Here is a 25296-nt window from a genome sequence, read left to right on the forward strand (position 1 = left end):
ACCTGCGATACGCCGCGGCAAGCCGCCGCTGCTCCCTGTCGCGGCCGGCCGGATATCTCATCAGGAATTCGGGCTGTGGCAGGCGAGGCAATGGCGTTGCCCTGGTGTGTCGCGTCGTACTAGAGTCGGCGCTATGACTGCCGGGTCGGCCACGGGCCAAGAACACGTAAAGCGCCCGGCCTTGGCTTGAGTGCGCGGCGGGCGAGAAGCCCGCCTTTGCTTTGTCTCCCCGCCTTTCGCGTGTGTGACGTTGTCCACACGCTTGTCTCCCGTACGCGGCGGCGTTGCCCGTTGCTGATACGCGAGCTTTTACGCACCACAGCCCAGCCCTTTGACGGGCCGTCAAGGCTGGGTCTTCGCATCCCTTCCCCCCTTTCCGCTGCCACGGCGCACATGTCATTCCGTGGTGCGTCCGTCCTGCCTGTCAGCCGGTGCTTCGTCATGCCCGCGAACAGGGGGGCCATGAAATTCCTGGAGAAAAACACCGTATGCCGAACGATTTCAACCAACAGGTCATCGAGGAGTTCCGGGCCCGCGACGGGCAGGTCGGTGGGCCTTTCGAGGGAGGCCGGCTGCTCCTGCTGACCACCACCGGAGCGCGGTCAGGGGCTCCGCACACCACCCCGCTCGGCTACCTTCCCGACGGCGGCGAACGCGTCCTGGTCATCGCCTCCGCGGGTGGGACGCCGAACCATCCGGCCTGGTACCACAATGTGGTGGCAAACCCCCGTGTCACGGTGGAAAGCGGGGTCTTCACCTATGAAGCGGAGGCCGTCGTCCTGCGGGGTGACGAACGCGACCGTGCCTTCGCCCGCGCGGCCGAGGACGACCCCGGATGGGCCGGTTACCAGGCCAAGACCGACCGCGTCCTTCCGGTGATAGCCCTCCAGGAAATCCCGGGTCCGCCGCGTATCCACGCGGCGGCATCACCCGGTGAGGCCATCAAGCTGATCCATGACGGATTCCGGCGGGAACTCGCCCTGATCCGCGAGGAAATCGCCGCGTCGGGTCCCGGGTTGGGAACGCAGCTGCGGATGAACTGCCTGACGGTCTGCCAGGGGCTGCACAACCATCACACAGGCGAAGACGTCGGCATGTTCCCGTTCCTCGCTGACCGTTACCCTGACATCGCCCCGGTCGTGGACCGGCTGAGCCGGGAACACGAGAAGATCGCGGTGCTTGTCGCCGACCTGAAGAAGGTCATTTCCGCCGCCGACGCGGACCCCCGACTGGTGCTCTCCGAAGTCGAACGGCTCACCCGCGAACTCGAAAGCCATCTGGCCTACGAGGAAGAGCAACTGATGCCGATCCTGGACGCGTCAGCCTCGTAGGCGCCGTCCGAGAGCCCGTGGCCGGGTGAGCGTTCGGCCGACCGCTCACGCGGGACGGGGCCGGCTGGACGGCCAGGGCTGCGGGCCCACTCATCGGTGGACTCGGGGATCTCGCGGAACTCGCGGAACTCGCGCTGCCTACGGGGCAACGGCGCCGCCGTTCCGCCGGTGAGCGGACGGCTGCTGGTGCCTCTCCCGCAGGACGGCCGCGGTCCGCAGGCACCAGTCGTGGTTGCCCTGTTCGAAGGCCAGGCCGCGCAGGCACGTCAGATACGGGCCGATCCGCTCGCCGTGGCGCAGGAACTCCTCCTCGGCCAGCTCGCCGCGCATCCGGTGCAGCATCTTGCCGAAGAGCTCGACCCTGGCCGCGGCGACGGCCGCCCGCCCCTCAAGCTGTCCGATCACCGGGGCGGGGTCGATGTCGTCGGCGGCCTGGACCTTGACGAGCAAGTCGTCACGGATGAACGAGGGTTTCGACGCTGCTTCGGCGAATGCCTCCAGCTCGGCGAGGCCGAGGTCGGTGACGCGGAACAGCCGCTTGTTGGGCCTGGTCTCCTGGATCACTTGCCGCCCGGCGACCAGACCGTCCTTCTCCAGCCTCGCCAGCTCGGCGTACAGCTGCTGAGGCAGGGCGTGCCAGAAGTTCGCGACGCCCGCTCCGAACGTCTTGGCCAGCTCATACCCGCTGTACTCGCCGTCCAGCAGAGCCGCCAGCACGGCATGACGCAAGCTCATCGACGCACCCCCTCTTTCCCTTCCTGCTCCGTCCAGGCATCATAGTCAGAAATCTGACTAGTCTGGTTCATGGCTAGTGGACTCTCGTCTGTCTGTTCCTTCCGTCCTTCCGTCTGTCTGTCTATCTGTCGAGGTGGGTCATGGAGACTGCTGAACGCTTCCGCACCGCCGTGGAGAAGCGCGATCTTGCCGCACTGGACGAACTGTTCACCGCGGACATCCGCCTCTACAGCCCGGTCAAGTTCACCCCGTTTCAGGGCAAGCCCGAGGTGCTCGGACTCTTCGGCGTCCTGCTGCGCACCTTCGAGGACTTCCGCTACGTCGGACACCTGGCGGGCACGGCCGAGACCAGCGCCGACGGTGAGGAGGCACCGTCGGAGATCCTGATCTTCCGGGCCACCGTGGACGGCAAGCAGATCCACGGCATCGACCTGCTGCAGTTCGACGAAGCGGGCCGGATCAAGGAGTTCACCGTGATGGTCCGGCCGCAGTCCGCTGTGCGCGCCTTGGGCGACGCGGTGCTCGCCGGCCTGGTCGACGCGGGTCTTGTCCCCGCAGCCGGTGACCGCTGACGTGACAGCACGGCGGGGGCGCGCCTCTCACGCCCCGTCTCGCCCGGTCATCGGGTTCGGTGACCGGCCGCCGCGCCCTGCCTGGGTGAGGCGCACGGCCGTCAGCGCCGCCCGGCGCGCTCCGGCTCCGCGTCCCGGGCCAGGTCGATGACGGTGATCTCGGGGGTGGCGCCGACCCGGACGGGCGGGCCCCAGAAACCGGTCCCGCGAGTGACGTAGAGCTGGGTGCGGCCGACGCTGACGAGGCCGGACACGGTCGGCTGGGCGAGGGCGTGCAGCAGGTTGCCGGGGAAGAACTGTCCGCCGTGGGTGTGTCCGGAGAGTTGCAGGTCCACGCCGTACTTCGTGGATTCGTGCGCCTGGGAGGGCTGGTGGGCCAGCAGCAGGACCGGGCGGCTGGTGTCGCGGGCGCCGAGCGCCCGGTGGTAGTCGGGCGGGTCGTCCTGCTCGGCGCCGGTGATGTCGTTGACTCCGGCGAGATCGAAGTGCGGGAGAGTGACGCGCTCGTTGCGGAGCACACGCACGCCGAGGCCGCCAAGATGTCCGACCCAGGCGTCGGCGTCGAAGAGGTACTCGTGGTTGCCCGTGGAGAAGTACGTGCCGTGGCGGCTGCGCAGGTCCCGCAGTGGCTCGACGGCGGTACCGAGGTCGGCGACCGTGCCGTCGATGAGATCGCCGGGAATGACGACGAGGTCGGGCTCGGTGCCGTTGACCATGTCCACGACCTGGCGTAGATCTCCTCGGCCCAGAAAGGGGCCGAGGTGGGTATCGGAGAAGAGGGCGACGCGGAAGCCGACAGCCGCCGGGTGAAGGCGGCGCAGCCGCACCACGACACGCTCCACGCGCGGTGCGCTGAACGCGGTCGCCATGCCGTAGCCGACGACAGCCGTGGCGGCGCCACCGGCGGCGAGCGCGACCCCGCGGGCCAGGAAACGCCGACGATCCTCGTCCACCGCCGCCTCGATCCGCTGGGCCGTGCTTTCCCCGGCAGGCTCGTCCGTTACGGCGGCCGAGGCCTCCGCGGGCCGCCGACGACGACGGTTGAGACGGCGTACGAGGAAGGCGATGAGCCGGACGAGATCCACGGGCACCAGCACCAACAGCAGGTACACGACGAGTCCGTACCAGACGAAACCGGGCCACGTCGCCCAGCGGCCACCGGCCGGGCTCGCCGTGTGCAGAATGATCAGCGCGAGCGGCACGGACGGCGCCAGGACGAGCATGGCGATCGTGCCCGCGCGGCGCCCCCGGCCCCCGGAGCGGCTGGTGCCCACCACCAGCCGCCACCACAGATACCCATGCACGAGCACCCACACCACAGACTGTGGCCACACCCACCACGGCACCCCCATGAACCCCGCCCCTCGTCCCCGTTACAAGAGAAAACGTCTCGCCGGACCGCCCGGTGGTGCGCACGTCGCGCCACCGCCGATCGCTGCTCCCGCAGGAGCGTCCGTACGAGCGAACATCCGGCATGCAGCATCACCTGAGTGCCGCTGAGCCGTCGTCCGCCGCCCGAAGACACCCGGCATACGCCCCGGGGAGTACGGGAGTACTCGAAGGTTGAGGAACACCGAAACGACGTCGTCCCACTCGGAGGAGTTCGCGAATACCTCCCGCCGACGTGGCAACCGATGCAAGGACTCCAGCACGGAGCGCGGTCAATCCGCTGTGTGAGGGACGCATATGAGGGCCTGCGGCCGGTAGAAGGCCTGCGTCGAAGTGGCCCGCCACTGCTTTCACTTCCGCGAGGGCACGCCGGCAGGCACAATTTGCCAGCTCGCGTATCCACTCGCAGCATGGATTATATGAGGCCTTTCCCTCAGCAGCTCCGGCGTGATTCTGATACGACGATGGCTCTGGACACGACGCGTCTGGTGCTGGCGTTCCGGGAGCCGCAGCGCTTCGAGGAACTGACCCATCCCCTGTCCCGCCTGGGCTTGGCCCTGGAGGACAGTCCGAATGAGGTCAGCGGCCCGAGAGCGGAACTGGTCAACCACACAGGCCGGCACTTCTGGGTCAGGGGTTCCGGCAGCCAGGACGTCGACGGCCGACCACGCGCCGGGATATCCGAGGTCTTCGGAGACCGACTGGAGTGGATCGGGCCGGTCTATCGGGCCGGGGATGTGCCCGGTCGCTCTGGCCTGGTGTGCCCGCTGCCCAACGTTCTGCTGGTCCGTGAACAGCGGGCTGCGAGAGTGGCAGCCGATCCGGCGCTTGAACGCTTCCGGGCCAGGGAAGCGCGCGGCAGATCAGAACTTCTCATCGGCTACCGGTACTACGTCCTGGACAGTCCTGACGAATTGCCGTCGTACGAATTGCGGCAGCACCTCATGGCACGCGGATCGTCGGTCGACGACGTGCCCCTGGAAAACATGCCGATGATCGTCCCGCTGGACTACCAGCCCGCGGACCCGCTCTTCCCTCGGCAATGGGACATGGTCACCATTCGAGCTGGTGGGCCGGGGACCACCGGGTGGGACCTCGCTTCCGGTCCCCACAGGGCGGACATCGCCATCTTGGATTCGGGTTGCGATCTCACTCATCCCGACCTCTACTTCGCCGGGCAGGGGTACAACCCCGCTCAGATCGGCGGTGACGGAGGCCCGAATCCGTCGCTCGGCAGTTACGCGAACTTCCAGATCGGCCATGGCACGTGCTGCGCGGGGATCGCCGCGGCCAGGGTGCAGAACCTCAAGGGGATATGCGGAGTCGCCGGCGTCGGCAGAGCCGGCCTTATCCTTCCGCTCGCCTTCACGATGTTCACCGAGGGCGAGTTCGCGCTGGGCCTGAGCTTGGCGGTGAGCCGAGGTGCCCGAGTGGTGAACATGAGCTTCAGCACGAACAACTGGAACGCGCAGATTCTCAATCCCTCGATAACGTACGCGCACGCGAACAACGTGGTGATGTGCGCGTCGACCGGGAACAACAACCTGGACAAGGTCAGCTACCCCGCCTCCGATCCGCGCATCATCGCGTGCGGGAGCAGCGATGCCGCGGATCGACGGGTGTGGGATTCGAACTGGGGATCGCAGATCTCGGTGGTCGCTCCTGGCGACCGGGTGCCGTCGACGGACATTCAAGGGACCGCCGGTTACAACTCCGATCCTCAAGGCGACTATCTTCTGACGTTCGAAGGAACGTCAGCTGCTGCGCCGCATGTCTCGGGATTGGCCTCCCTCCTCATGAGCGAAAAGCCGTCGCTGACGAGTGAGCAGGTCAGAGACATCATCGAAAGGACCGCTGACCGGGTACGGCCGGACCTCTACACCTATCAGGACCGCGGGGGCGTGAACGGGACCTGGAACGCGGAGATGGGACACGGGCGCATCAACGTACTGCGCGCCCTTGAGATGGTGAAAAGTTGACCTAGCGGGGCACGGGGCGGAGGTGAGCCATGCCGATCCCGGACATTCATCGTCACCGACTGGACAGGGCGATGCGCGAACACGAGCGCGCTCTGGACCGCATATCGCGCGAGAAGCTTCGGTTGGAGACCGAAGAAGAGATTCATCGGGTCCTCCTGGTGCTGGGACGTGATTCCGGCATTCTGGATGGCCTGCGCGCCATGCATGAAGACGCCGGAATCATCGACGAACTGGAGAGGGACCCGGACTCCGTTCTCCGGGGCAGGGGAATCAGTTTGCCCTCCGGCGTCACGGTCCGGGTGTCGGAGCCGCATCGGGCGGTCCGGGCGGACATCTCCGTGAAGGGCACTGTCTTCTTCGTGCAATGGGACCTGGAGCTCGGACTGAGCACCGGCGTCGCTTCCGGTCCGGCACTTGGTGGCGGCGCCGCCCCCGCTGCGACCGACCCCGTGGCCGTTCGCGACGGCCGCCGGTGACGCTCGTACCACGGTGGTTGTACGCCGCCGCTGCCGTACCGCGAGCGACTGACCGATGGATCAACCCGGTGCCCGACGCGGTTGTTGCCGCTTCCGACGTAACTTTCAAGGCGAGCACCGGGAACCACGCGTCGGTTGTCTCTCCCGGGTGCAGGGGGCAGGACGCCAGAAGCCGGGCGTCCACGGACAACGCCGGGGGTTACCGCGACAGGCGCGGCTGGCGCACGCGACCCGGTGTTGAGCTCACCGGCGGTGAGGAGCGGCTGCCGGATGGGTTGAACGAACACGAAGACGGGGGGCAGGCAGTGGTACGGGGGATTCGGCCACTGCCTGAGGCACACGTGTGGTGCGGGCCGGGCTTGCCGGCTCGCACCACACGCCGGATGACCGCGGCGCGGCGCGGCGTCAGCCGACGGGGCGGATACGGGGTGCGCCCGTCACCGACATGACCAGGGAGTACAGGGCCGTCGTCGCCGTGATGAAGAGGCGGTTGTTCTTCGGGCCGCCGAAGGCGATGTTGGACACCGCCTCGGGAACGCGGAGGCGGCCGATCAGCGTGCCGTCCGGGTCGTAGCAGTGCACCCCGCCTGCCATGGCGGCGGCCCACAGCCGGCCTTCGTCGTCGAAGCGGATGTTGTCGAACCGGCTTTGCCCGCCCGGGGCTTCGGCGAACACCTTGCCGTCCGAGAGCGACCCGTCCTCGCGTACGTCGAAGGCCCGGATGTGACCGGCGCGGGTGTCGGAGACGTACAGCTGCCGCTCATCGAGGGACAGGACCAGCCCGTTCGGTCCGGTGAAGCCGTCCGCCGCCAGCGTGACCGCACTCGACGACGGGTCGATCCGGTACACGTGGCACGCGCCGATCTCACTCTCGGCGCGGTAGCCCTCGTAGTCACTGGTGATCCCGAAGTCCGGGTCGGAGAACCAGATGGAGCCGTCGGAGTGCACGACCGCGTCGTTCGGGCTGTTGAGCCGCTTGCCCTCGAAGTGGTCGGCCAGCACGGTGATGGCCCCGCTGTGCTCGGTGCGGGTGACGCGGCGGTTGCCCTGCTCGCAGCTGATCAGCCGGCCCTCGCGGTCGAGGGTGTTGCCGTTGCTGTGACCGGCGGGGGAGCGGAAGACGCCGATCGTGCCGGTCGGCTCGTCCCAGCGCAGCATCCGGTCGTTGGGGATGTCACTCCAGATCAGCTGGCGCCAGGCAGGCAGATAGACCGGGCCCTCGGCCCAGCGGCAGTCCTCGTACAGCTTCTCCAGCCGCTCGTCGCCGTTGGCGCACCGCCCGGTCCGGAAGCGGTCGTCCAGGGTCTCGTAGAGCGATTCCTGCGAGGTGTCGAACATGAGGGAGCCCTTCGAGATAAGTGCTGAACTTTATTCACTGAGAAAGTGATACAGCAGAACCTTGTATGGTGGCAACCATGGATGACACAGACCGTGAACTCATCACTCTGCTGCAGCAGGACGCCACGCAGGCCTACGCCGCACTCGGCAAGGCGGTCGGCCTCTCCGCCGGGGCCGTCCACGAACGGGTCCGCAAGCTCCGCGAGCGCGGAGTCATCCGCCGTACGACCGTGGATGTGGACCCGGCGGCCCTCGGCCGGGGTGTGCTGGCCTTCGTCATGGTCGAGTCCTCGGCGTGGATGGGCGACTCGGCGGCCGCCTTCGCGGAACTTCCCGAGATCGAGGAGGCGCACGTCATCGCGGGCAGCGCCTCCGTCCTGGTGAAGGTGCGCACCGCGACCACCGAAGGGCTCCAGGACGTGCTGCGCAGGCTGTACGCGATCGACGGCGTCAGCGGGACCCGGGCGACCGTTTCCCTGGAGACCTTCTTCGAGCGCCCGGTGTCCCCACGCACCGACTGACCGGCATCACTCGCGGCCGTGGCCGCCCCCGGCCGCCGCTGCCACCGCCGTGCGGCGACGCGCCCGCTCAGTCGCGCTGCGCGGCCTCGCGCCGCTCAGTCGCACCGCGGCGTGGAGCACGGCTGCCACGTCGACGGCCACCACCCGCCCGGCACGCCGTCGTTGGGCGCCGCCTCGGTGATCCGCCAGTACCGGTCGTCGCGGTTCCACTCGTGGGCCGTCACCTTCAGGCGCCGGTCGGGCAGTTCGGTGACGGTGCTGGGCTGGCTCAGTCCGATGCCGGCCTCGGGGACCTTGCCCATCGACGTGACCGGCTGCCAGCTTCCCGACGAACTCAGCTGGGTACGCGAGTCCATGCTGCGGTCGTCAGCGCGCGAGGAAGCCATGGCGATGAGCGTCCCGTTGGACCGCGTGAAGAGCGTCATGAAGCCGTGGTAGGGCGCTGGTCGCAGGCCGAAATCCTCCGGCGCGGACCACGCGCCGCCCGCGGGCCCCTGCGCGGCATGGCAGAAGCCGCCGTGGTCGAGCCAGAACAGCTCCAGGCCGCCCGCGGCGTTCTCGACGGCGGTGACGAAGTTCGCCTTCGGGCCGACGGTCCCGGCGCTGACCCGCTCCCAGTCCCCGTAGTCGCCGCCGGGAACCGCTTGCGCGCGGTGCCACACGAAGGGGAGCCCCTGCGTGGCGGTCGCGTCGTAGAACACCTGGAACTGATCGACACTGCCGTCGGCGCGGGAGACGGACACCGGGCTTCCCGACGGTGTGCTGGGGTCCCCTCGGGCCCTGTTGTCCAGGCTGCAACCGGCCGCGCCCGCCACCGGGGTGGCGGGCGCGGCCGGGGCGGCCACCAGGGCTCCCGCGCAGGCGAGTGCCAGCGCGACAGCGCCGCGTACGGCACTCCGTGAGAACATCCGCATGGTCAGCGACCGTCCGTCCCTCGCTAGTTCGCGCCCCTGCTCGCGTTATGTCGCACGCTGGGAGCATCCTCGTGCGCGCCGGTGGCGGCTGCCAGAGCGGGATTCCGGCCAAGGGCCCCGCTGCGTGGCAGCGCCGCGACGAGGAGCGCCAGCAGTGCCCCGAAGAGCAGGAAGACGGCAGGCGTCGGCAGCTTGTCCAGGAGCAGTCCGGCGCACGCCGAGCCCAGTGCCGGTGCGGCCATGAACAGCAGCCCGATCGCGCTGTGCACACGGCCCTGGAGAGGACCGGGAGTACGGACGAGCCGGTCGATCATCAGCACCGTGCTCGACAGGGACACCGCCAGCGCGCACCCGGCCAGGAGCCCGGCGAGCACCCCTGTCGCAGAGCTGGCGCCCATCGCCGCGACCAGTGCCGCGCAGGCGGCTCCGGTGGTCAGCAGCACGCCGGTGGGGGAGAACCGGCGGTTGGCCCAGGGGGCCAGCACCGCCCCCGTCAGAGCGCCCGCCGCCGACGCCGCGGTGAGCAGCCCCACGGACAGCCCCGACGCGCCCTGCCGGGCGCTGACCATGACGATCGCCAGGTAGACCCCGTCGAGGACGAAGTTCTGCCCCGAGGCGATCAGGGCGGTGTTCCGCAAGAACCGGTCCTGCCAAAGGAACCTCATGCCCGTGCCGAATGCCGCGAGCCAGCCGGGTTCCCGTCGGCCGCCCGGTACGCGCAGTGAGGTGCGCAGGGCGAGGACGCTTGCCGCTGAGACGGCGAACGACACCGCGTCCAGCCAGAACGGGGCGCTGGGCGTCAGCGTGAACAGCCAGCCCCCGAGCACGGGTCCCAGCAGAAACGCCGCTTGCCCCCGCACCTTGTTGACCGCCAGCGCGGTGGGGAGCTTGCTCTCCGGCACGATCTGCCGCACCGTCGCCGGTCCCGCCGCGTTGAAGGGCGCCGTCAGGAAACCCAGCACCACCCCGGCGGCGAACAGCAGCGGCAGCGGGCAGTGACCGGCGAGGATCGCACCGGCCAGTGCCGCACTGGCGCCCGCCCGGCCCAGTTCGCAGCTGACCAGGACCGTGCGCCGGTCGAACCTGTCCACGATCACGCCGCCGGGCAGGCTGGCCAGCGCGAGCGCCCCCGTCCACGCTGCCTCCACCAGGCCGACCCACATCGGGGAGTGCGTCACCTGAAACACCAGCAGCGGCAGCGCGATGGCGGCGGCTCCCGTGCCCAGCATGGACAGGCCCTGTCCGGCGCACAGGACGCGGAAGTCCCGGTTCCCGCGCAGGCTGTCGCTCATCCTCCGGTACTCAGCAGGGGCAGCGTCGGGTGGCCGACGTCGTCCCGCAGGGCGGTGTGGACCGCCAGCAGCACTCCCGCGGTGCCCGTCGCCAGGTCCATCGAGAGCCTGATGAGCCCGTCCATCGGGAAGGCCAGGTGCCCTTCGTACGAGACCGCGTGCAGGTCCAGGGCGCGCAGATGCGCCGCGAGGGTGGTGGCGGGCCCGCCGAGGCACGTGAGTCCGTACAGCAGCCCGGCCCGCCCGTCGAACAGGCCGGACGCGAGAAGCAGCTCGGTGCCCAGGCTGTCGCGGACCCGGTCGAGGAGTCCGGAGTAGTGCGGGTCATCGACATGGCGCAGGTACGCGTGCAGGGCGAGACCGACCCCGGTGATGCCCCGGTCGAGTGTCGAGATCCGCCGCTCACCGTCCTTGACGTGAACGTGCTGTCTGCCCGCGACGCGGCAGTGGGAGATGTCGCGTGCCAGCGCGGTATCGGCCAGTCGCAGCTGCCGGGTGTCGCCCGTCTCCTCGTACAGGCGGGTGAACAGCAGGGCCGGTCCTGACCAGCCGGTCATGAGTCCCACCGTGCTCAGGTCCGCCCCGTCCGTCAGCCGTCGCGCGATGCGGTCGCCGGTCTCCGCCGCCTTGTCGATGTCGCCGAAGTGCGCCAGCGCCAGGCCGATTCCGGCGAGGCCGCCGAAGAGGCCCACCCCGCAGCCGCGGAGGTCGAAGGCGTTGAGCCGGTCGACGGTCTCCCGCGCTTCCTCCTCGTGTCCCAGTTCCCGCAGGACACAGGCGGTTCCGGCGAGGCCGTCATACAACCCCGGCCGTGGCCACCGGCTCCGCTGACCGGCGTGTACCAGCCAGCCGACGTGTTCGCCGAAGGCGGGGTAGTCGTCGCGCCCGGTGACGTGCAGAGCGTGCAGCACCCCCGCCGCACCGAAGGCGACGCTTGCCCCCTGCTCGTCGAACTGCCGCACATCGCCGGGGAACAGCCGGTCATCCCGTTCCGGCGTCGCGCTGCGCACGATGGCGTCCCGCATGGAGTCCAGCGCCTTGTCCCAGTCGCCGACGGGCCATGGCGCGGCCTCAGACCGCTCCAAGGCCGCGGCCCCGGGCGGCGTGAGCGCTTCGCGTAACCGCTTCCCGTAGCCGGCCGGTACGGGGAAACGTTCCTCGACCGCCTCGATGAGCTGCTCGTGCTTCCCCGTCCCGAAGCGCAGCAGCGGGGTCAGCGGGAGGAAGACCGCGAGGCGCAGGCAGGCCATGGCGTAGGCGTCCACGGCGCGGCCCGAGGGCGACCACGCAGCGGTGAACCCGGGCGAGGCCAGCGGCGGGACGACATCGTCCGCGGCGTCGAAGGCCGTTTCGAAGTCGACCAGGCACACGCTGCCGTCGGGGCGCAGCAGGATGTTGTCGGGCTTGAGGTCACCGAAGACGATCCCGCGGGCGTGCAGGGCGGAGACCGCCGCGTCGATCCGGTCCAGAACGTCACACGCCCAGCGGGTGTACGCGTCGATGTCCGCCTCCGTCGTACGGGACCGGAAGTGCGGGTGGCGCCGCCCCATCTCCTCGACGAGCGAGGACCCTTCGACGTACTCCTCGACGAGGAAGTGATGCTCCCAGTGCCGCACGCGGGCGAGCACCACGGGGACGCAGTCGAGACCGGCGAGGCGCTGGAGCATCGCGTGTTCCCGGTCCAGCCGGGTCACCGCGTCCACGCCGTTCTTGTCGAGTCCCGCGTGCGGGCGCGCTTCGCGCAGCACGACCGTCCGGCCGGAGGCGAGGTCGACCGCCCGGTACACGCCGCCGCTGTTGGAGAAGTGCAGCGCCTTCTCCACCCGGTAGGGGAAGTCACCCTTGGTGGTCTTCTTGGCGGCCCGGACGCGCTCCGCGACGAAGTCGGGGACCTCCGCCCAGGGCGGGACTTTGAAGGCGCTGCCCCGCACGTCGGGTACGAGGGTGCCGTCGGGACGGGCGATGGCGGGCACGTAGTCGCCGTCGGGTGAGAAGCAGTAGTCGACGGTGAAACCGCCGTAGCGCAGGTAGAGGGGACCATCGCCCCAACGCAGGTCACTGAGGATGTAGGGGCCTTTGATCCCGTCCAGGAGGCGGGCGAGGCCGGTCAGTGTCCGCTTCAGGCGCTCGTCGTCCGCGGGGTAGACGGTGACCAGCTTGCCGCTGGACGACCGCGCCGCCTGCTTGCTGTTGGCCTGCTTCAGCATCTCGGCGCTGCGCAGGAACTTGAAGGCGATCCCGTGCTCGACGCAGTACGTCCAGACCGTCTCCACGGCCCTGGGCGCGTCAGCGGCGGTCGCGGAGACGTGGAGCTTCCACCCGTGCGGGGGCAGCCGCGCGCCGTCCGGCTGGAAGTGCGCCCAGCCACCGCGGTCGGCCCGCCGCCACCCGGCGGGCGTGGGCCGCAGGGCGGGGGCGAACAGACTGGCCTCGTCATCGAGACGTTCGAGCGTGTCGACGAAGAGGGGGTCCGCAGCGAGGTTGCCTTGAGCGATCATGTCTCTCCCTGTGACGCGGTGCTGGCTGAGATGCGTCCCCCCGCGGAGCCACGGCGCGGAGAGGCCGCCGATGCGGCCTCTCCGGCCAGCCGTCAGGCGTGGGTCGTCGTGCTGCAGTAGCTGTTGGTGCAAGGCCAGTGGTTGGGCGCTTCCTCCTCCAGGTCTTGCAGGTCAAGGATCTCCGACATGTATGTCACCTCCTCTCGGGTGTCGAGATGTCGAGCGACCGCGGGCCGAGGTAAGGAAGGACCGGACCGGTCCCCTCGAACGCGGCGCTCAGCGCGAGCAGAACGCCCGCGGAACCGGTTGCCAGGTCCGACGAGAGCCGGAGCAACCGGAAACCCGGAAACATCAGGTGCCCCTCATGGGGCTGGGCGTGCCAGGACAGGCGGCGGATCTGCGCCCGGATGGCCGGCCGGTCGTCCGGGTCGCCCAGCGCGGCGAGGACGGCGATCGCCCCGCAACGTCCCCGCAGCAGGCCCGCGTTGTGGACGTAGACGGGGTCGCACGCCCGCCGCACCCCGGCCAGGGCGGCCGCCTTGCCCTCGTCGGCGCGATGGGCGAGATAGTGCCGCAGCGGAAAGGCGAGTCCGCCGCTGCCGCCGTGCAGGTAGGGCAGATGGCGTACACCGTCGAAGAGCGTGAGCCCGCCGTCGGGGAGTGTGCCGCAACGGTCGAGGTCGTGGCGCGTCGCCAGGTCGGCCAGGTCGAGGTAGCGCGAGTCCCGGGTGTCCTCGTGGAGGCGCAGGAAGAGCACCGCGATACCCGTGGTCCCGTGCAGCAGCCCGTAGGGCGGATGCTCACCGGGACGTACGGGCAGGGGGCCGCCCTTGACGAGCGTGCCGAGGTCGTCGGCGATGCGCAGAGCCGTCCGGCGGAAGGAGTCCTCCTCGGTGGTCTCGGCGAAGCGCAGCAGATTCAGGGCGATGCCCGCCTTGCCGCCGGCCATGCCGCACGCGGTCGTCTGCTCCTCCAGCGGCCGGCAGCGTTCCAGGACCGCGCGGGCCTCGTCCGTGCGGCCCAGCAGGTCCAGGGTCAGGGCCACTCCGTGCAGGCCGTCGTAGAGACCTGGCCGGGGCCGCGGGTCGCGCTCGGCGGACGCCACCAGCCAGTCGGCGTACTCCGAGGGGACGTCGGCGCCCACCCGGTGCAGCGCGTACAGCACACCGGCGGCCCCGTAGTCGAAGGCGTGACCGCCCAGGGTCGTGGGTCCGGCCGGGGTGCCGGGGAACAGCCGGTCCTCGCGGCCGGGCGTGGCGGTGGCGTGGATGCCGTCGATGAGCGCCGTGCGGATCGCCGGCCAGTCGGGTGGGTCCGCCGCGAGCAGGGCGCCCGTCCAGTCCTCCGCGTCGGGCTCGCCCGGTGGCCAAAGGCCCGCCAGCAGCTGCGCGCCGAAGCCCGGCGGCAGCGGGTAGTGCCGGTCGACGGCGGCGGTCAGGGTGTGCAGCTTCGACGGGTGCCGGTAGGGGACCGGGAGGAACAGGCACAGGCTGAGACAGCGCAGCAGATGCTCGTGCGCGACCTCGGCCTGGCTGCCGCCAGGCGCTGTGAAGCCGGGCTGCCCGAGGGCGGGCGCACGGTCGTCGGTCGCCTCGGCGACCGTCTCCCAGCCGGTCAGCACGACCCGGCCGTCGGGCCCGGCGAGTACGTCCTTCGGGTGGAGCGCCCCCAGCCGCAGGCCCCTCGCGTGGATGTCGCGCAGTGCCCGCCTGACCTTGGCCAGCGCGTCCAGGGTCCGCGCGGCGTAGCCGGGGCCTTCCTTCGCGGCGCGCGCGGCGGAGGTCAGGGGATGACCGGACAGGACCAGGTCGTACAGGCTCGGCCCCTCGATGTACTCCAGCGCCAGGAAGTGGTGCTCGGCGAAGACCAGGTGTCCGGTCACCCGGGGCACGCAGTCCAGCCCCGCCAGCCGTTCCAGCGCGGCCCGTTCGCGGCCGAGCCGGGTCACGGCGTCCTCGCCGCGCCGGTCGAGACCGGCGTGCGGCCGGGCCTCCCGCAACACCACGCGCCGACCGCTCGCCGTGTCCGTGGCGAGGTAGGTACCGCCCGCGTTGGTGAGGCTCAGCGCCCGTTTGATCCGGTAGGGGAACACCTCGGACGTCGCGCGGAGCGCCGCGATGTCCGGGCGCAGGACCTCGGGCGGCCGCACCCAGTCGGGGACGGTGAAGACCAGGCCGCGCGGCTCGGGGACCAGGGTGCCGTCCGGCTCTTCGAGCGCCGCGACCGGCTCTCCCGCCTCGCCGGGAACGGTCCGTTCGCCGAAGGCTCCGTAGCGGACGTACACGGGGCCGGCGCCATGCCGCACCGTTCCCAGGACGTACGGGCCCTCCAGTCCTTCCAGTAGTACGCCGAGTTCGCTGACCGCGTTGGTCAGGGCGGAGTCGTCACACGGATAGACCGTGATCAGCTTGCCGCTCGTCAGCCGGTCGGCGTGGACGCCGTTCAGCTCGCGCGCCGTGGTCAGGCCGCGGACGAAGTCGAAGGGGAGCATCCGGTCCAGACAGTGCCCCCAGACGATGTCGACGGCCCTGGCCGCATGGGGCGGCGACACCGAGACATGGACCTTCCAGCCCTGCTCGGGCAGGGTCACGGCGCGGGGCCGCAGCCGCACCCACCAGCCGGCTTCCTCGCGCTCCCAGCCCCGGGGAGCATCGCGGCACGTGGCGCTGAACCGGTCGTGGTCGGGCATCCGTTCCGGTGCTTCGAAGAACACCGGGTCGGCCAGGCAGAAGCGCTCGTAGTCCTTGACCGTCATCATCGCGGTGCCCCCGCCCGGGTGCGGCGGCCGATTCTGGCCCGCACCTCGTCCGAGCCGAAGCGGTCATCGATACGGCGGACGGCCTCCGCCCACTGCCGCATGGTGCGCACCGGCGTGAGCGTCTCCACCACGAACGGGTCACTGCGGCGGGCCAGTGCTCGCCGCCACAGCTCCATGGGCGGTTCGTCCAGCAGATTCCCCACCGTGCCCTCGTAGATGGGCATGGCCCGGACCGCTCCGTCCGGTTCCACCTGCATCACCGTGGCGTCCGTCCCCGCGGCGAGGCGGTCCGGGCGCATCAGCAGATCGCGGTTGTCCGACGCGCACACCGCTACGGAGCCGGGGGCGAGCCCGCGGAGCCGCGCCAGCTGGCTCTCGCTCGTCAGGCGTGCGACGTCGGCGTCGTCCAGCAGTTCGCGCGCTTCGAACGCGTGGGTGCTCGCGAGCCCGGCGGGCACGGCCACGTTGAACGCGATGCCGCTCAGTTCCGGGAAACGCGGCGCGATCCGGGTGACGAACTGCTCCAGTTCGGGGAGGTTGCTCCGTACCACTGTGCAGTCGATGCCGAACGACAGCGGCTCTTGTCCGCGCAGCCTGCGTTCCCGGGCCGCCGTGTCGAGCACGGCGAGCGCGGCCATGGCCGCCTGGAAGGAGCCGGCTCTGCCCCGGACGCGGTCATGGACTTCCGGTGTCGCCCCGTCGAGGCTGACCGTCACCTCGTGGAAGACCCTGGCCAGTTCGTCGGCCGTGGGCGGGTCCAGCTTCCAGCCGCTGGTGTACACACCGGTCCGCACGCCCGCCCCTGACAGCCTCCCCGCGATCTCGAAGACCCCTTTGACGGTGAGCGGTTCACCACCGGAGAACACGGCCACCCGAGGGCCCAGGGAGATCAGCGCGTCGGCGACCCGCAGCATGTCCGCGTGGCTCAACTGCCGTGAGGGCCGCCGCCCGGACTCCGAATAGCAGTGCGTACATCGCAGCGGACACGCGTAGGTGGTGTCCCAGATGACCACCTCAGGGCCGGGGCCCGATGAAAGGCTCATGGATTTCCTCACCTTCGCCTGGAGCGCCGGACCAGCCGTAAACCAGTGGGACGCGCGGCTCTCCGTACGTGTCTCCGGGGCCGATTCGCTGAACGGTGACCCCCGTCGCGGACACCGTGAGTCTGCTACGCCCCGGCCGCCTCGAGGACCCCGGTGCCCTCCAACGTCGCCTGGAGGTTTTCCGCTACCCGGGATGGGGGCAAGGCCTCCTAGACGCTCACCCCGGCGGCCTCCGATAATGCTCCGTGTGACGGACAGTGGCTGGCCGATGCGCATGGCCATGGTGTCCGGTGGGCTCTGCCTGATGTGGGCCGTCGTGGTCGGCACGGTCCACCTGGATGCGAGAAGCACCCTCCCGTGGATCTTGGGCGCCGTCGTTCCCTGCTACTGCGCGGGCCTGTTCAGCTGGTGGCACGCGCCCGCGAACCCGGTGGCGCGAAGGCTGCTGCTGATCGGCGTCCTCCTGTCGGTGAGCATCGCCGTCCGCTATACCTCGATGCTGCTGCACGTGGCGTTCGGCCCGGGCGCCCGCTCACCCAGTTCCGTCATCCCGCCGTCAGGGGACGCGCTTCCCACGCTCACATGCCAAGTGAGCAACCTGGCCGTCAGCATCCTCCTCGTCCGGCTCCTCGCACTGCTGCCCGACGGCCGCTACCGTTTTCCCGGCGAGCGCCTGGTGCTGCGGCCGCTGTGGGCCATGCTGGCGCTTCCGTTCCTCCTTCCGCTGGTGGGAGTTGACGCCTGGACCGTCGACCGGGTGGTCTTCTACTACCCGGAGGCGTGGCTGCCGGCGCTGGGCGCGCTGCTCCTGCTCCTGCGCACCCTCCGGGTCCGGGCGGCGGACGGGCGGAAGGGCTTCGGCAGCCTGGTGCCCGTCGCCGCCGTCGCCTTCGCCATCCTGCTGGCCAGGGCCTCGTCCCGGTTGTTCCGCAGCTGGCAGGGGGAGAGCGGCGTGCTGTACCTGGTCGCCGTCGTCATCGGCGGTCTGCCGTACGTATCGGTCGCCCTCTGCGTCGTCCACGCCGCTTTCCGCCACCGGCTCCTCGGCGTCGACCTCGTGATCCGGCCCTCGGTCATGTACGGGACGCTGTGGCTGATCATTCACAGCTGGTACCTGGGCATGGGAATGACCCTGGGCCTCACGGTGGGCCAGTACCTTCCGATAGGGCTGGCGGTGCTGGCCACGGTCGCGTCGACAGCCCTGTTCCACCCGCTGAGGACCCAGCTGAGCAGCCTCGCCGAGCGCTGCGCCTTCGGAGACCGCCTCAGCAACTTCGAGCTGCTCGTCCAGTTCGGGACCACCCTGGAACACGCCTACGACCTCGACCGGCTGGCCCCCCAGCTGGCGGTCAGCCTGAAGCAGGGACTGAACCTGCGCTGGGCCCAGGTGCGCCTGGGCGGCGTCGAACGGCTGCCCCTCGCCCTCGGCGCGGCGGGCGAGCAGGCCCCCGGCAGCCGGTGCGGATTCGCGCTCCGGTACGGCGACGAAACCCTCGGGCACATCGAGTACGCGCCGAAGGCCGAGGTCCGCTTCACCCCCGAGGACCACGAGGTCGTGGAGACCCTGGCCCGGCAGGCGGCGCTCGCCGTGCACAACGTACGACTGGCCGCCGAACTGTCCACCAAGGTCGACGAGGTCCAGCGGCAGGCGGAAGAGCTCGACGCCTCCCGCGCCAGGATCGTGCTCGCCCAGGACACCGAGCGCCGCCGCATCGAGCGGCGGCTGCACGACGGTATCCAGCAGGAACTCGTCGCGCTCGTGGCCAAGTTGCGGCTCGCCCGGAACCAGCTCGGCCGGGGGCGCGACGCCGACGCTGCCCTGACCGAGGTCCAGGACGACGCGTACCGGGTCATCAACGAGCTGCGCGAGGTCGCCCACGGCATCCACCCGCCCGTCCTGACCGACCAGGGGCTGGTGGCCGCGGTGACCTCCTGCGCCCGCCGGATGCCGATGCCGGTCACCGTCCACAGCGATGCTTCGCTGGAACGCGTGCGCTTCGCGCTGGACATCGAGGAGTCCGCGTTCTACCTGGTCTCCGAGGCGCTGACCAACGTGCTCAAACACGCGGAGGCCACGCGCGTGACGGTCCGCGTCGCGCGCGACGGCGGCTGGCTGCTGGTGGAGGTCGGCGACGACGGCGTCGGCTGCCCCGCCGCCTCCGCGCGGGGGACGGGTCTGACCGGGATGCGCGACCGTATCGAAGCGGTCGGCGGCTCACTCGTCATCGCCGGCCGGTCCGGCGGCGGCACCACCATCCGCGCCAGGCTGCTGGCGCGAGTACGGGAGGAAGCCAGTGCCTAACCCCTTGCGCGTGGTCATCGCGGAGGACCACTACCTGGTACGAGAGGGCACCCGCCGTCTCCTGGAGGACACCGGTGACGTGGAGGTCGTCGCGGCGGTCGGCAACGCGACCGAACTCCTCGACGCGGTCGACCGGTTCCGACCGGACGTCGTCATCGCCGACATCCGTATGCCACCGGGCCATCACACGGAGGGCATCGCCGCCGCACACGCCATCCGGACCCGCCACCCCGGCATCGGTGTCGTGATGCTCTCCCAGCACGCCAACGAGAACTACGCCTTCGACCTGTTCCAGCGCGGCACCGACGGTCTGGCCTATCTGCTCAAAGAGCGCATCGGCGAGCTGGACCAGCTGCTTCTCGCGCTGTGGGAGGTCGCGGCGGGCCGCTCGGTTGTCGACCCCCGCATCGTCGAAGTCCTCATCGGAAGCCACGCCCGCGCCGCCGACGCCCCTCTCGCCCGGCTCACGCGCAGAGAGTTCGAGGTGCTCCGGCACATGGCGGAGGGCAAGACCAACCGCGCCATAGCCGACTCGCTCACCCTGTCGGAGTCGACCATCGAGAAGCACGTCAACGCCACCTTCGCCAAACTGGGACTCGCTGAAGAACCCCAACTCCACCGCCGGGTCAGCGCGGTGCTCACCTACCTCCGGCACGCGCCGGAAGCTCCCGGCCGGCGCACCGAGTGACCAGCGCGAGCCCAGGGTCTTTCTGCTGGGACGAGGCACGGCAGGCCGGGACGGCTGGAAGCGCCGGCTGACCGTCACCTCCGCCCGGCACTTCACCCTCGCCGGCTGGCCGGTCCTGTGCGAACAGTGACGCGAAGCCGGGGCGGCTTGTGGAGCACGGAGGTGGAGCGCCGCGCAGACCGGGCGGCGAACAGTGATCGCCGCTCCAACAAGGGTAGTTGGGCCCGTACTCCGCTAAGCTTTGTACGCATGGAACGCGGGTTGCAGGTGATGGCCGTGGACGTGCTGAGAGACGTTCTGGTCTGGCGGCTGGAGAGATCGAGTTGGGAGAGGGTCGGCCGGGGGCTTGAGGCCATGAAGCTCACGCTCGCGGCCGAGGAGGCCACCGGTTTCCGGCGTGCCGTGGCGGACGTCGAGATGGCGGGGCCCCACCGCATCGCCGGTTTGGAGGAGTCGTCCACACTGCCGTTGCCGGAGGAGTACCGGGAGCGGGTCAACGAGCTGATCCACTGCCTGGGGGCGGAGCCCCCGGAACGTCGGCTTCCTGATCCGGACTCCGACACCGCGGACCCCGATGCTTGAGGCGGAGGCCTTGGGCGTGCATGTGTTCGTCGCCACCGGTGGGGAGCACCAGGAGGACGCGTGCGCCCTCCTCCGGAATCTGTGGGCCCAGTGTGGCGAGACGCTGGGCATGACGGAGCCGGTACGGCGGGTGGGCGTGGGGCTGGAGCCCGCGGGCGGCTGGGAGTCGTTCAGGCGGAGCGCTGCCACACGAGCCGTCGGCACCTCGGACGCGAGGGGACTGCTCGCGGCCAGGGCGTGCCCGGGGCCGGGCCTGCGTCAGGCCGCCCTCCGCCGCGAGCACGACGCTCTGTGCCTCTCCCTCATGCTGGCCCCGGATTCCGCCGAGGGCCTGGGATGGGCTGAGTTGGACGCTCAGTGGTCCGACGTCCTGCAGGCCGCCGAATCGGTGCTCGGCGCGCGGGTGTCCCGGCGTGCGGCGTGCGGTGTGTTGGGGGCGACTCGGCTGTATCTGGCGCGGAACGCCGAGCCAGCGGGGGCGACCGAGCCGTACGCCCGGCCCTCTGCCGAGCCGGACGGCCCGCTGGCCGCGATCGTACGGGCGCGGACACCGGGTGCGCGGGGCGTCCGGCCCGACTGGCCGTACCGAGGCGTGGTGATCCCGATGGGCTTCGCCGTGTGGGAGGCCTCAGCCGCCTCGGACGAGCGGGCAGAGCGTCGTCTGGTCGTCGTCGCCGCGCACGACCGCGACCCGGAACTGACCGCCTGGACCTGGACCACCCGGGACCGTGAGCTGCCGACTCTGGGGAAGTATCTGCTTCACTCGGCCAAGCTCCGCTACCAACTGCGCGTCTGGAAAGCGGCCGAGGGCATCAGCGGGCTACGGTCCGCCACGGATGCGGCCATCACCGGACTGCTGGAGAAGACCGCCGCCTCGCAGTCGGGGCCCGGTCGCCAGTCGGAGCTGCTCAAGGCATCCCACGCCCTGGTGGATCTCCAGGCCCGGGAACGCGGACTGGTCGACCGTTCGACCCGTAGCCGGGAGATGTGCCGCACCGTCGAGATCGCCGCTGCCAACCTCGCCGCCCTCGGCGGCGACCCGGCCCCTGGCGGACCGTTCGCCGACGACCGGATGCTGGCGGAGTGGTTCATCCAGCGCCTCGACGACGAGGCGACGTACATCGAGGCAGCGCTGCGCCGTTCCGAGCAGGTCGGCGCACTCGCCGACCAGCTGGTTCAGCGTAGCCGGCAGCGCCGCCAGGAGACCGTCAACCTGGGTCTGACCGGCGCCATCGGCGCCATTTTGATGAGCCTCGCCGCCGTCCAGTCCCTGCAGTACACCATCCCGTTACCCGAGCTGGTGAAGCCCGCCGTCGTGACCGCCCTCGGCGCCCTCGCCCTGCTGGCATCCCTCGTGGTGCTGCGCGTGGTGGTGCCGGAACGGCGCTGGCCGCTGGTACTGGTCCGCCTGGGCACGGGGGCGCTCGGCGGGGCTCTGGTCTGGGTGGGTATATCCGCGGTGGGGGGACACGACGTGGGGGCGGGGTGGACCTGGGTGGGCGCGGGGGCCGGAGTGGTCGTGGGCACGGCGGTGGCCGGATGCGGGGCGTGGCGCGGGCGCGGGCGGGGATGACGGCGGTGCGGGTGGGGATGTCGGCGGTGCGGGTGGGGGAGATGGCGCCGGAGTACCAGGAGAGGCAGGGAGGCGGACATGAGCTACAGCAGTGAGTGGCGCGGTTCGGGGTGGAACCGGCCGCCGGGCCAGAGCCAGGGGCCACAGAGGCCGAGCGCGACGGGGCCCGCGCCGTGGCGCCCCTCGGAGATCTTCAAACAGGGCCTGGACGCCTACGCCAACTCTCGCAGCGGCAGGGAACCTTCCCTTCTGAACAGCTCCATCAGCCACTTTCGCCGTGCCGTGGAGGCAGCGGCGAACGGCGATCCTCACCTGGGCAAGTACGCCAACAGTCTCGGTGTCGCTTTACTGGACCGCTATCAGCTCACCAAGAAGGTCGACGACCTCGACCAGGCACTGGACCACTTCCAGCGTGCCTACGAGAGGGCCCAACGCGGCACCATGGGCCAAGCCCGGGCGCTCAGCAATCTGTTCACCGCCTACGAGCTCCGCTTGTCCCTGACCCGGCACCCGCTGTCCGCCGAGCGCCGTGAGCGGCTGCCTTCCCTTGAGTCCTTGCGCCGGGAGAAGAGCCGTACACAGGGACTGCCGGTGATCGAGCGACTGAACGCCGCGCGCGCCAGCGGACACGCGGCGGTGGCCGCCGAGGGCCCGGCTGCCGGGTGCCAAGACCTCACCTATGCCGTCAAGCTCCTGCCCCTCGCTGTATGGGGCGCCCGCGAACAGGTGCTGGACTTCCTGTCCGACCACCGCGGGCTGGCTTCGGAAGCCGCGGCCTGCGCCCTGGCGGCGGGCAAGCCCACCCTCGCCGTGGAAATCCTTGAGCATGGCCGGGCCGTGTTGTGGCAGCAGGACCTGACGAGCCGTTCGCCGCAGGAGGAACTGCTGAATCGGCCGGTCACGGCGGAGACGCCGAAGAGGTCCGCTGCGAAGCGGACCTCCCCAGACGCGTCCGCGAAGGGAGCACTCTGGGGGAAGACGACCCTGGAGACGGCGTCCGACCTCGTCGAGCAGATGGACCGTGCGTACGCGGGCCTCACCCGACTCGGCCAGGGAGCGGATGCGTCAGCGGGCGGCGCATCCGTCGGCGCGAACGGTGACCTGCGGATGGACACCGACCGCTGGGGCTACCCCTGGCGGCACGAGAGCCCCGAAGGCGGCCGGACACTCGACAGCATCGAACGGGAATGGAAGTCCCTGAGCAGGCGCGCGCAGCGCGGCCTCCCCTACATCACCTTTGTGGAACCGGACTACGACAAGGACATCCGCCCCGCTGCCGACGAAGGCGCCATCGTGTACGTCAACGTCAGCCCATGGCGCTGCGACGCGATGCTCGTCACCCGGGACCAGGAGCAGCCCCAGATCATCCCGCTCCCGGAACTCACCGCCGCCCGTGCCGAGAACCAGGCGCAGAGGTATCTGGCCGCCATGACCGGAACCGACGGTGAGGGGCGTGAGGAGACGATCCAGTACGTGCTCGACTGGCTCTGGCACAGAGTCACCTCAGCCGTCGTGGACGCCCTCCCCACCTCCGAGGGACCGGCCCGTCTGTGGTGGATTCCCACTGGCCCCCTCACCACCCTGCCGCTGCACGCCGCGGCCCCTCGGCACGCCCCCGAGGGCGGCTCCGCCCTCGACATGGCCATCTCCTCGTACACCCCCAACGTCAGCGCCCTCAAGCGAGCCCGGACAGTCCGGGCAGCCCGGGAAGCGCCGAGCCGCATGCGGGGGCGCAACCGGCGCCACCTGCTCGTCGCCCCCGTCGTCGAACTCCTCCCCGGCACCGCTCGCACCCGTGCCCACCTGGCGCGCCTGCTTCCCCAGAAGCAGCGCACCACGCTCATCGGCCCCCAGGCCACCCGCGACAAGGTCAGCGAGGCGCTCCTTCGGCACGCCTGGACCCACTTCGACTGTCACGCCGTACAGAATCTGGACGAGCCGCTCAAGAGCCATCTCTCGCTCCACGACCACCCGCTGACGGTCGCCGATCTCGCCGATCTCCCTTTCGCGGAGGCGGAGTTCGCGCTCCTGGCGGCCTGTACGACCGCGGCGGGCGGCAGCCTTGTGCGCGATGAGTGGGTCAGCCTCGCGGCGGCTCTCATGTACTCCGAGTTCCAGACCGTCATCGGCACCCTGTGGCCCGTCCCCGACGGTCCCACGGCACGCGTCGTCCAGGATATCTACGATCACCTCATCCCCCAGCGCAAGGGCGGTGCCGCCGCGTCCGCGGACCCCGGCCTTCTCCGCCGGTGCCTCCGCCGCCTGCTGACGCCCTTCCGGAAGCCGCAACGCGAGCCCCAGCCGGCACCCCGGCAGGGATCTGCCACCCTTCCCCTCGCCCACGACCAAGCCGGCGGCGCCCACGCCCTGCGCCAAGCCCTCCTCAGCGAACGCGAACGGCGCCCCGACCACCCCAGCGCGTGGGTCTCCTTCGTCCACTACGGGGTCTGAGAGCCGAGAACCTCGCTCACGCGTTCGCCCCGATGACGATGCGCTGCCTTCCTGCGGGGTCAGCCGTCAGGTGGTGCTCGGCCCAAGGTGGCGCGTCCGATGTGGGGCCACCGGACCCGTACCGGCACCGGTCAGCAGCAGTCACAGCCGGCCCGGCAGCCGCAGGCGTCCGCCTCGGCGCCGGCGGGCGGCACCGCCGCGGCGGTGGCTGGTGTCGCGCAGCAGCCCTTGCCCTGCCAGGCGTCGTGGCCTTCCTTGACCGCGATGGCGGCGATGATGAGCGCGGCGATCGGATCGGCCCAGGACCAGCTGAGCGAGGCATTGAGGGCCAAGCCGACCAGCAGGACTGCTGAGTGGTACGTACACAGCAGGGTCTGCCTGGAGTCGGCGACCGCGCTGGCGGAGCCGAGTTCGCGGCCCGCGCGGCGCTGGGCGGCCGACAGGAACGGCATCACGGCCAGGGACAGCGCGGCGATGACGATGCCGGGGATCGAGCGTTCGGCCTCCGCGGTGCCGGCCAGGGCGCGGGCGGCGTCGACGCCGACGTACGCGGCGAGCACGAAGAACGAGATGGCGATGATCCGCAGGGTGGTCTTCTCCCGCGCCTCGCGCACGGCGTGCTCACGGGCGGAGAACTGCCAGGCGACCGCCCCGGCGGAGGAGACCTCGATGACGGAGTCCAGGCCGAAGCCGATCAGCGCGGTGGAGGAAGCGATCGCCCCGGCGGTGAGCGCGACGACCGCCTCGATGCCGTTGTAGGTGATGGTCGCGGCGACCAGCAGCTGTATCCGGCGGGCCAGCACGTCCCGGCGGGCCGGGACAGGGCCTGTGCCGATGCGTATCTCGGCGGTCAT

Annotated in this window: 19 protein-coding genes; 10 read left to right on the plus strand and 9 right to left on the minus strand. The window is 70.5% G+C overall.

Annotated elements, in window-relative coordinates; genetic code table 11:
* Window positions 1–488 precede the first annotated feature (488 nt).
* Window positions 489–1331: a nitroreductase/quinone reductase family protein gene (locus AC5P1B_RS31840; protein WP_493891467.1), complete on the plus strand. Its 843-nt coding sequence runs from the start codon at window positions 489–491 to the stop codon at window positions 1329–1331.
* Between the two features lie 138 nt (window positions 1332–1469).
* Here the strand turns inward: AC5P1B_RS31840 and AC5P1B_RS31845 are convergent, their stop codons facing one another.
* Window positions 1470–2066, minus strand: a complete 597-nt coding sequence (locus AC5P1B_RS31845; RefSeq protein WP_493891468.1) for a PadR family transcriptional regulator — start codon at window positions 2064–2066, stop codon at window positions 1470–1472.
* 140 nt (window positions 2067–2206) lie between these two features.
* On the opposite strand from AC5P1B_RS31845, the gene AC5P1B_RS31850 reads away from it, so the two are divergent.
* A complete protein-coding gene (locus AC5P1B_RS31850; RefSeq protein ID WP_493891469.1) occupies window positions 2207–2638 on the plus strand; it encodes a nuclear transport factor 2 family protein in 432 nt (143 codons plus the stop codon).
* 101 nt (window positions 2639–2739) lie between these two features.
* Here the strand turns inward: AC5P1B_RS31850 and AC5P1B_RS31855 are convergent, their stop codons facing one another.
* Window positions 2740–3990, minus strand: a complete 1251-nt coding sequence (locus AC5P1B_RS31855; RefSeq protein WP_493891470.1) for a metallophosphoesterase — start codon at window positions 3988–3990, stop codon at window positions 2740–2742.
* Window positions 3991–4491: 501 nt separating this feature from the next.
* Between AC5P1B_RS31855 and AC5P1B_RS31860 the strand changes: the two genes are divergently transcribed.
* Together AC5P1B_RS31860 and AC5P1B_RS31865 are read left to right on the plus strand one after the other, a co-directional pair.
* Entirely contained in the window at window positions 4492–6006 is a 1515-nt protein-coding gene (locus AC5P1B_RS31860) for a S8 family serine peptidase (protein ID WP_493891471.1), read from the plus strand.
* A 29-nt stretch (window positions 6007–6035) separates the two neighbouring features.
* Window positions 6036–6482 carry a hypothetical protein gene (locus AC5P1B_RS31865; RefSeq protein ID WP_493891472.1) on the plus strand — a complete coding sequence of 149 codons (447 nt, stop codon included), beginning with the start codon at window positions 6036–6038 and terminating at the stop codon, window positions 6480–6482.
* Between the two features lie 405 nt (window positions 6483–6887).
* On the opposite strand, the gene AC5P1B_RS31870 is transcribed toward AC5P1B_RS31865, so the two are convergent.
* Window positions 6888–7820 carry an SMP-30/gluconolactonase/LRE family protein gene (locus AC5P1B_RS31870; protein WP_493891473.1) on the minus strand — a complete coding sequence of 311 codons (933 nt, stop codon included), beginning with the start codon at window positions 7818–7820 and terminating at the stop codon, window positions 6888–6890.
* 77 nt (window positions 7821–7897) lie between these two features.
* Here AC5P1B_RS31870 and AC5P1B_RS31875 point away from each other — a divergent pair, with 77 nt between their 5' ends.
* Complete coding sequence (locus tag AC5P1B_RS31875; protein WP_493891474.1) at window positions 7898–8341, plus strand: Lrp/AsnC family transcriptional regulator; 444 nt, start codon at window positions 7898–7900, stop codon at window positions 8339–8341.
* 95 nt (window positions 8342–8436) lie between these two features.
* On the opposite strand, the gene AC5P1B_RS31880 is transcribed toward AC5P1B_RS31875, so the two are convergent.
* From AC5P1B_RS31880 to AC5P1B_RS31900, 5 genes are all read right to left on the minus strand, one after another.
* Window positions 8437–9255 (minus strand): PLL family lectin, encoded by an 819-nt coding sequence (locus AC5P1B_RS31880; RefSeq protein ID WP_493891475.1) that lies wholly within the window; start codon window positions 9253–9255, stop codon window positions 8437–8439.
* 23 nt (window positions 9256–9278) lie between these two features.
* On the minus strand, window positions 9279–10547 hold the full coding sequence (locus tag AC5P1B_RS31885) for an MFS transporter (RefSeq protein WP_493891476.1): 1269 nt from the start codon (window positions 10545–10547) through the stop codon (window positions 9279–9281).
* Window positions 10544–13045 (minus strand): class III lanthionine synthetase LanKC, encoded by a 2502-nt coding sequence (lanKC, locus tag AC5P1B_RS31890; protein WP_493891477.1) that lies wholly within the window; start codon window positions 13043–13045, stop codon window positions 10544–10546. Before lanKC (AC5P1B_RS31890) ends, AC5P1B_RS31885 begins: the two co-directional genes overlap by 4 nt.
* Before the next feature lie 193 nt (window positions 13046–13238).
* The gene (lanKC, locus tag AC5P1B_RS31895; RefSeq protein WP_493891478.1) at window positions 13239–15803 is read right to left on the minus strand and encodes a class III lanthionine synthetase LanKC; all 2565 of its coding nucleotides are present in this window, start codon (window positions 15801–15803) and stop codon (window positions 13239–13241) included.
* Entirely contained in the window at window positions 15800–16846 is a 1047-nt protein-coding gene (locus AC5P1B_RS31900) for a radical SAM protein (protein WP_493891479.1), read from the minus strand. Before AC5P1B_RS31900 ends, lanKC (AC5P1B_RS31895) begins: the two co-directional genes overlap by 4 nt.
* Window positions 16847–17093: 247 nt before the next feature.
* Between AC5P1B_RS31900 and AC5P1B_RS31905 the strand changes: the two genes are divergently transcribed.
* From AC5P1B_RS31905 to AC5P1B_RS31925, 5 genes are all read left to right on the plus strand, one after another.
* Entirely contained in the window at window positions 17094–19148 is a 2055-nt protein-coding gene (locus AC5P1B_RS31905) for a sensor histidine kinase (protein ID WP_493891480.1), read from the plus strand.
* Window positions 19141–19836: a response regulator gene (locus AC5P1B_RS31910; protein WP_493891481.1), complete on the plus strand. Its 696-nt coding sequence runs from the start codon at window positions 19141–19143 to the stop codon at window positions 19834–19836. Before AC5P1B_RS31905 ends, AC5P1B_RS31910 begins: the two co-directional genes overlap by 8 nt.
* Window positions 19837–20085: 249 nt before the next feature.
* The gene (locus AC5P1B_RS31915; RefSeq protein ID WP_493891482.1) at window positions 20086–20418 is read left to right on the plus strand and encodes a CATRA system-associated protein; all 333 of its coding nucleotides are present in this window, start codon (window positions 20086–20088) and stop codon (window positions 20416–20418) included.
* Entirely contained in the window at window positions 20411–21991 is a 1581-nt protein-coding gene (locus tag AC5P1B_RS31920) for a CATRA conflict system CASPASE/TPR repeat-associated protein (protein ID WP_493891483.1), read from the plus strand. Before AC5P1B_RS31915 ends, AC5P1B_RS31920 begins: the two co-directional genes overlap by 8 nt.
* Window positions 21992–22069: 78 nt before the next feature.
* Complete coding sequence (locus tag AC5P1B_RS31925; RefSeq protein WP_493891484.1) at window positions 22070–24442, plus strand: CHAT domain-containing protein; 2373 nt, start codon at window positions 22070–22072, stop codon at window positions 24440–24442.
* 131 nt (window positions 24443–24573) lie between these two features.
* Here the strand turns inward: AC5P1B_RS31925 and AC5P1B_RS31930 are convergent, their stop codons facing one another.
* A complete protein-coding gene (locus AC5P1B_RS31930) occupies window positions 24574–25296 on the minus strand; it encodes a cation efflux transmembrane domain-containing protein (protein WP_493891485.1) in 723 nt (240 codons plus the stop codon).

This window comes from Streptomyces sp. A01 (genome assembly GCF_059026195.1).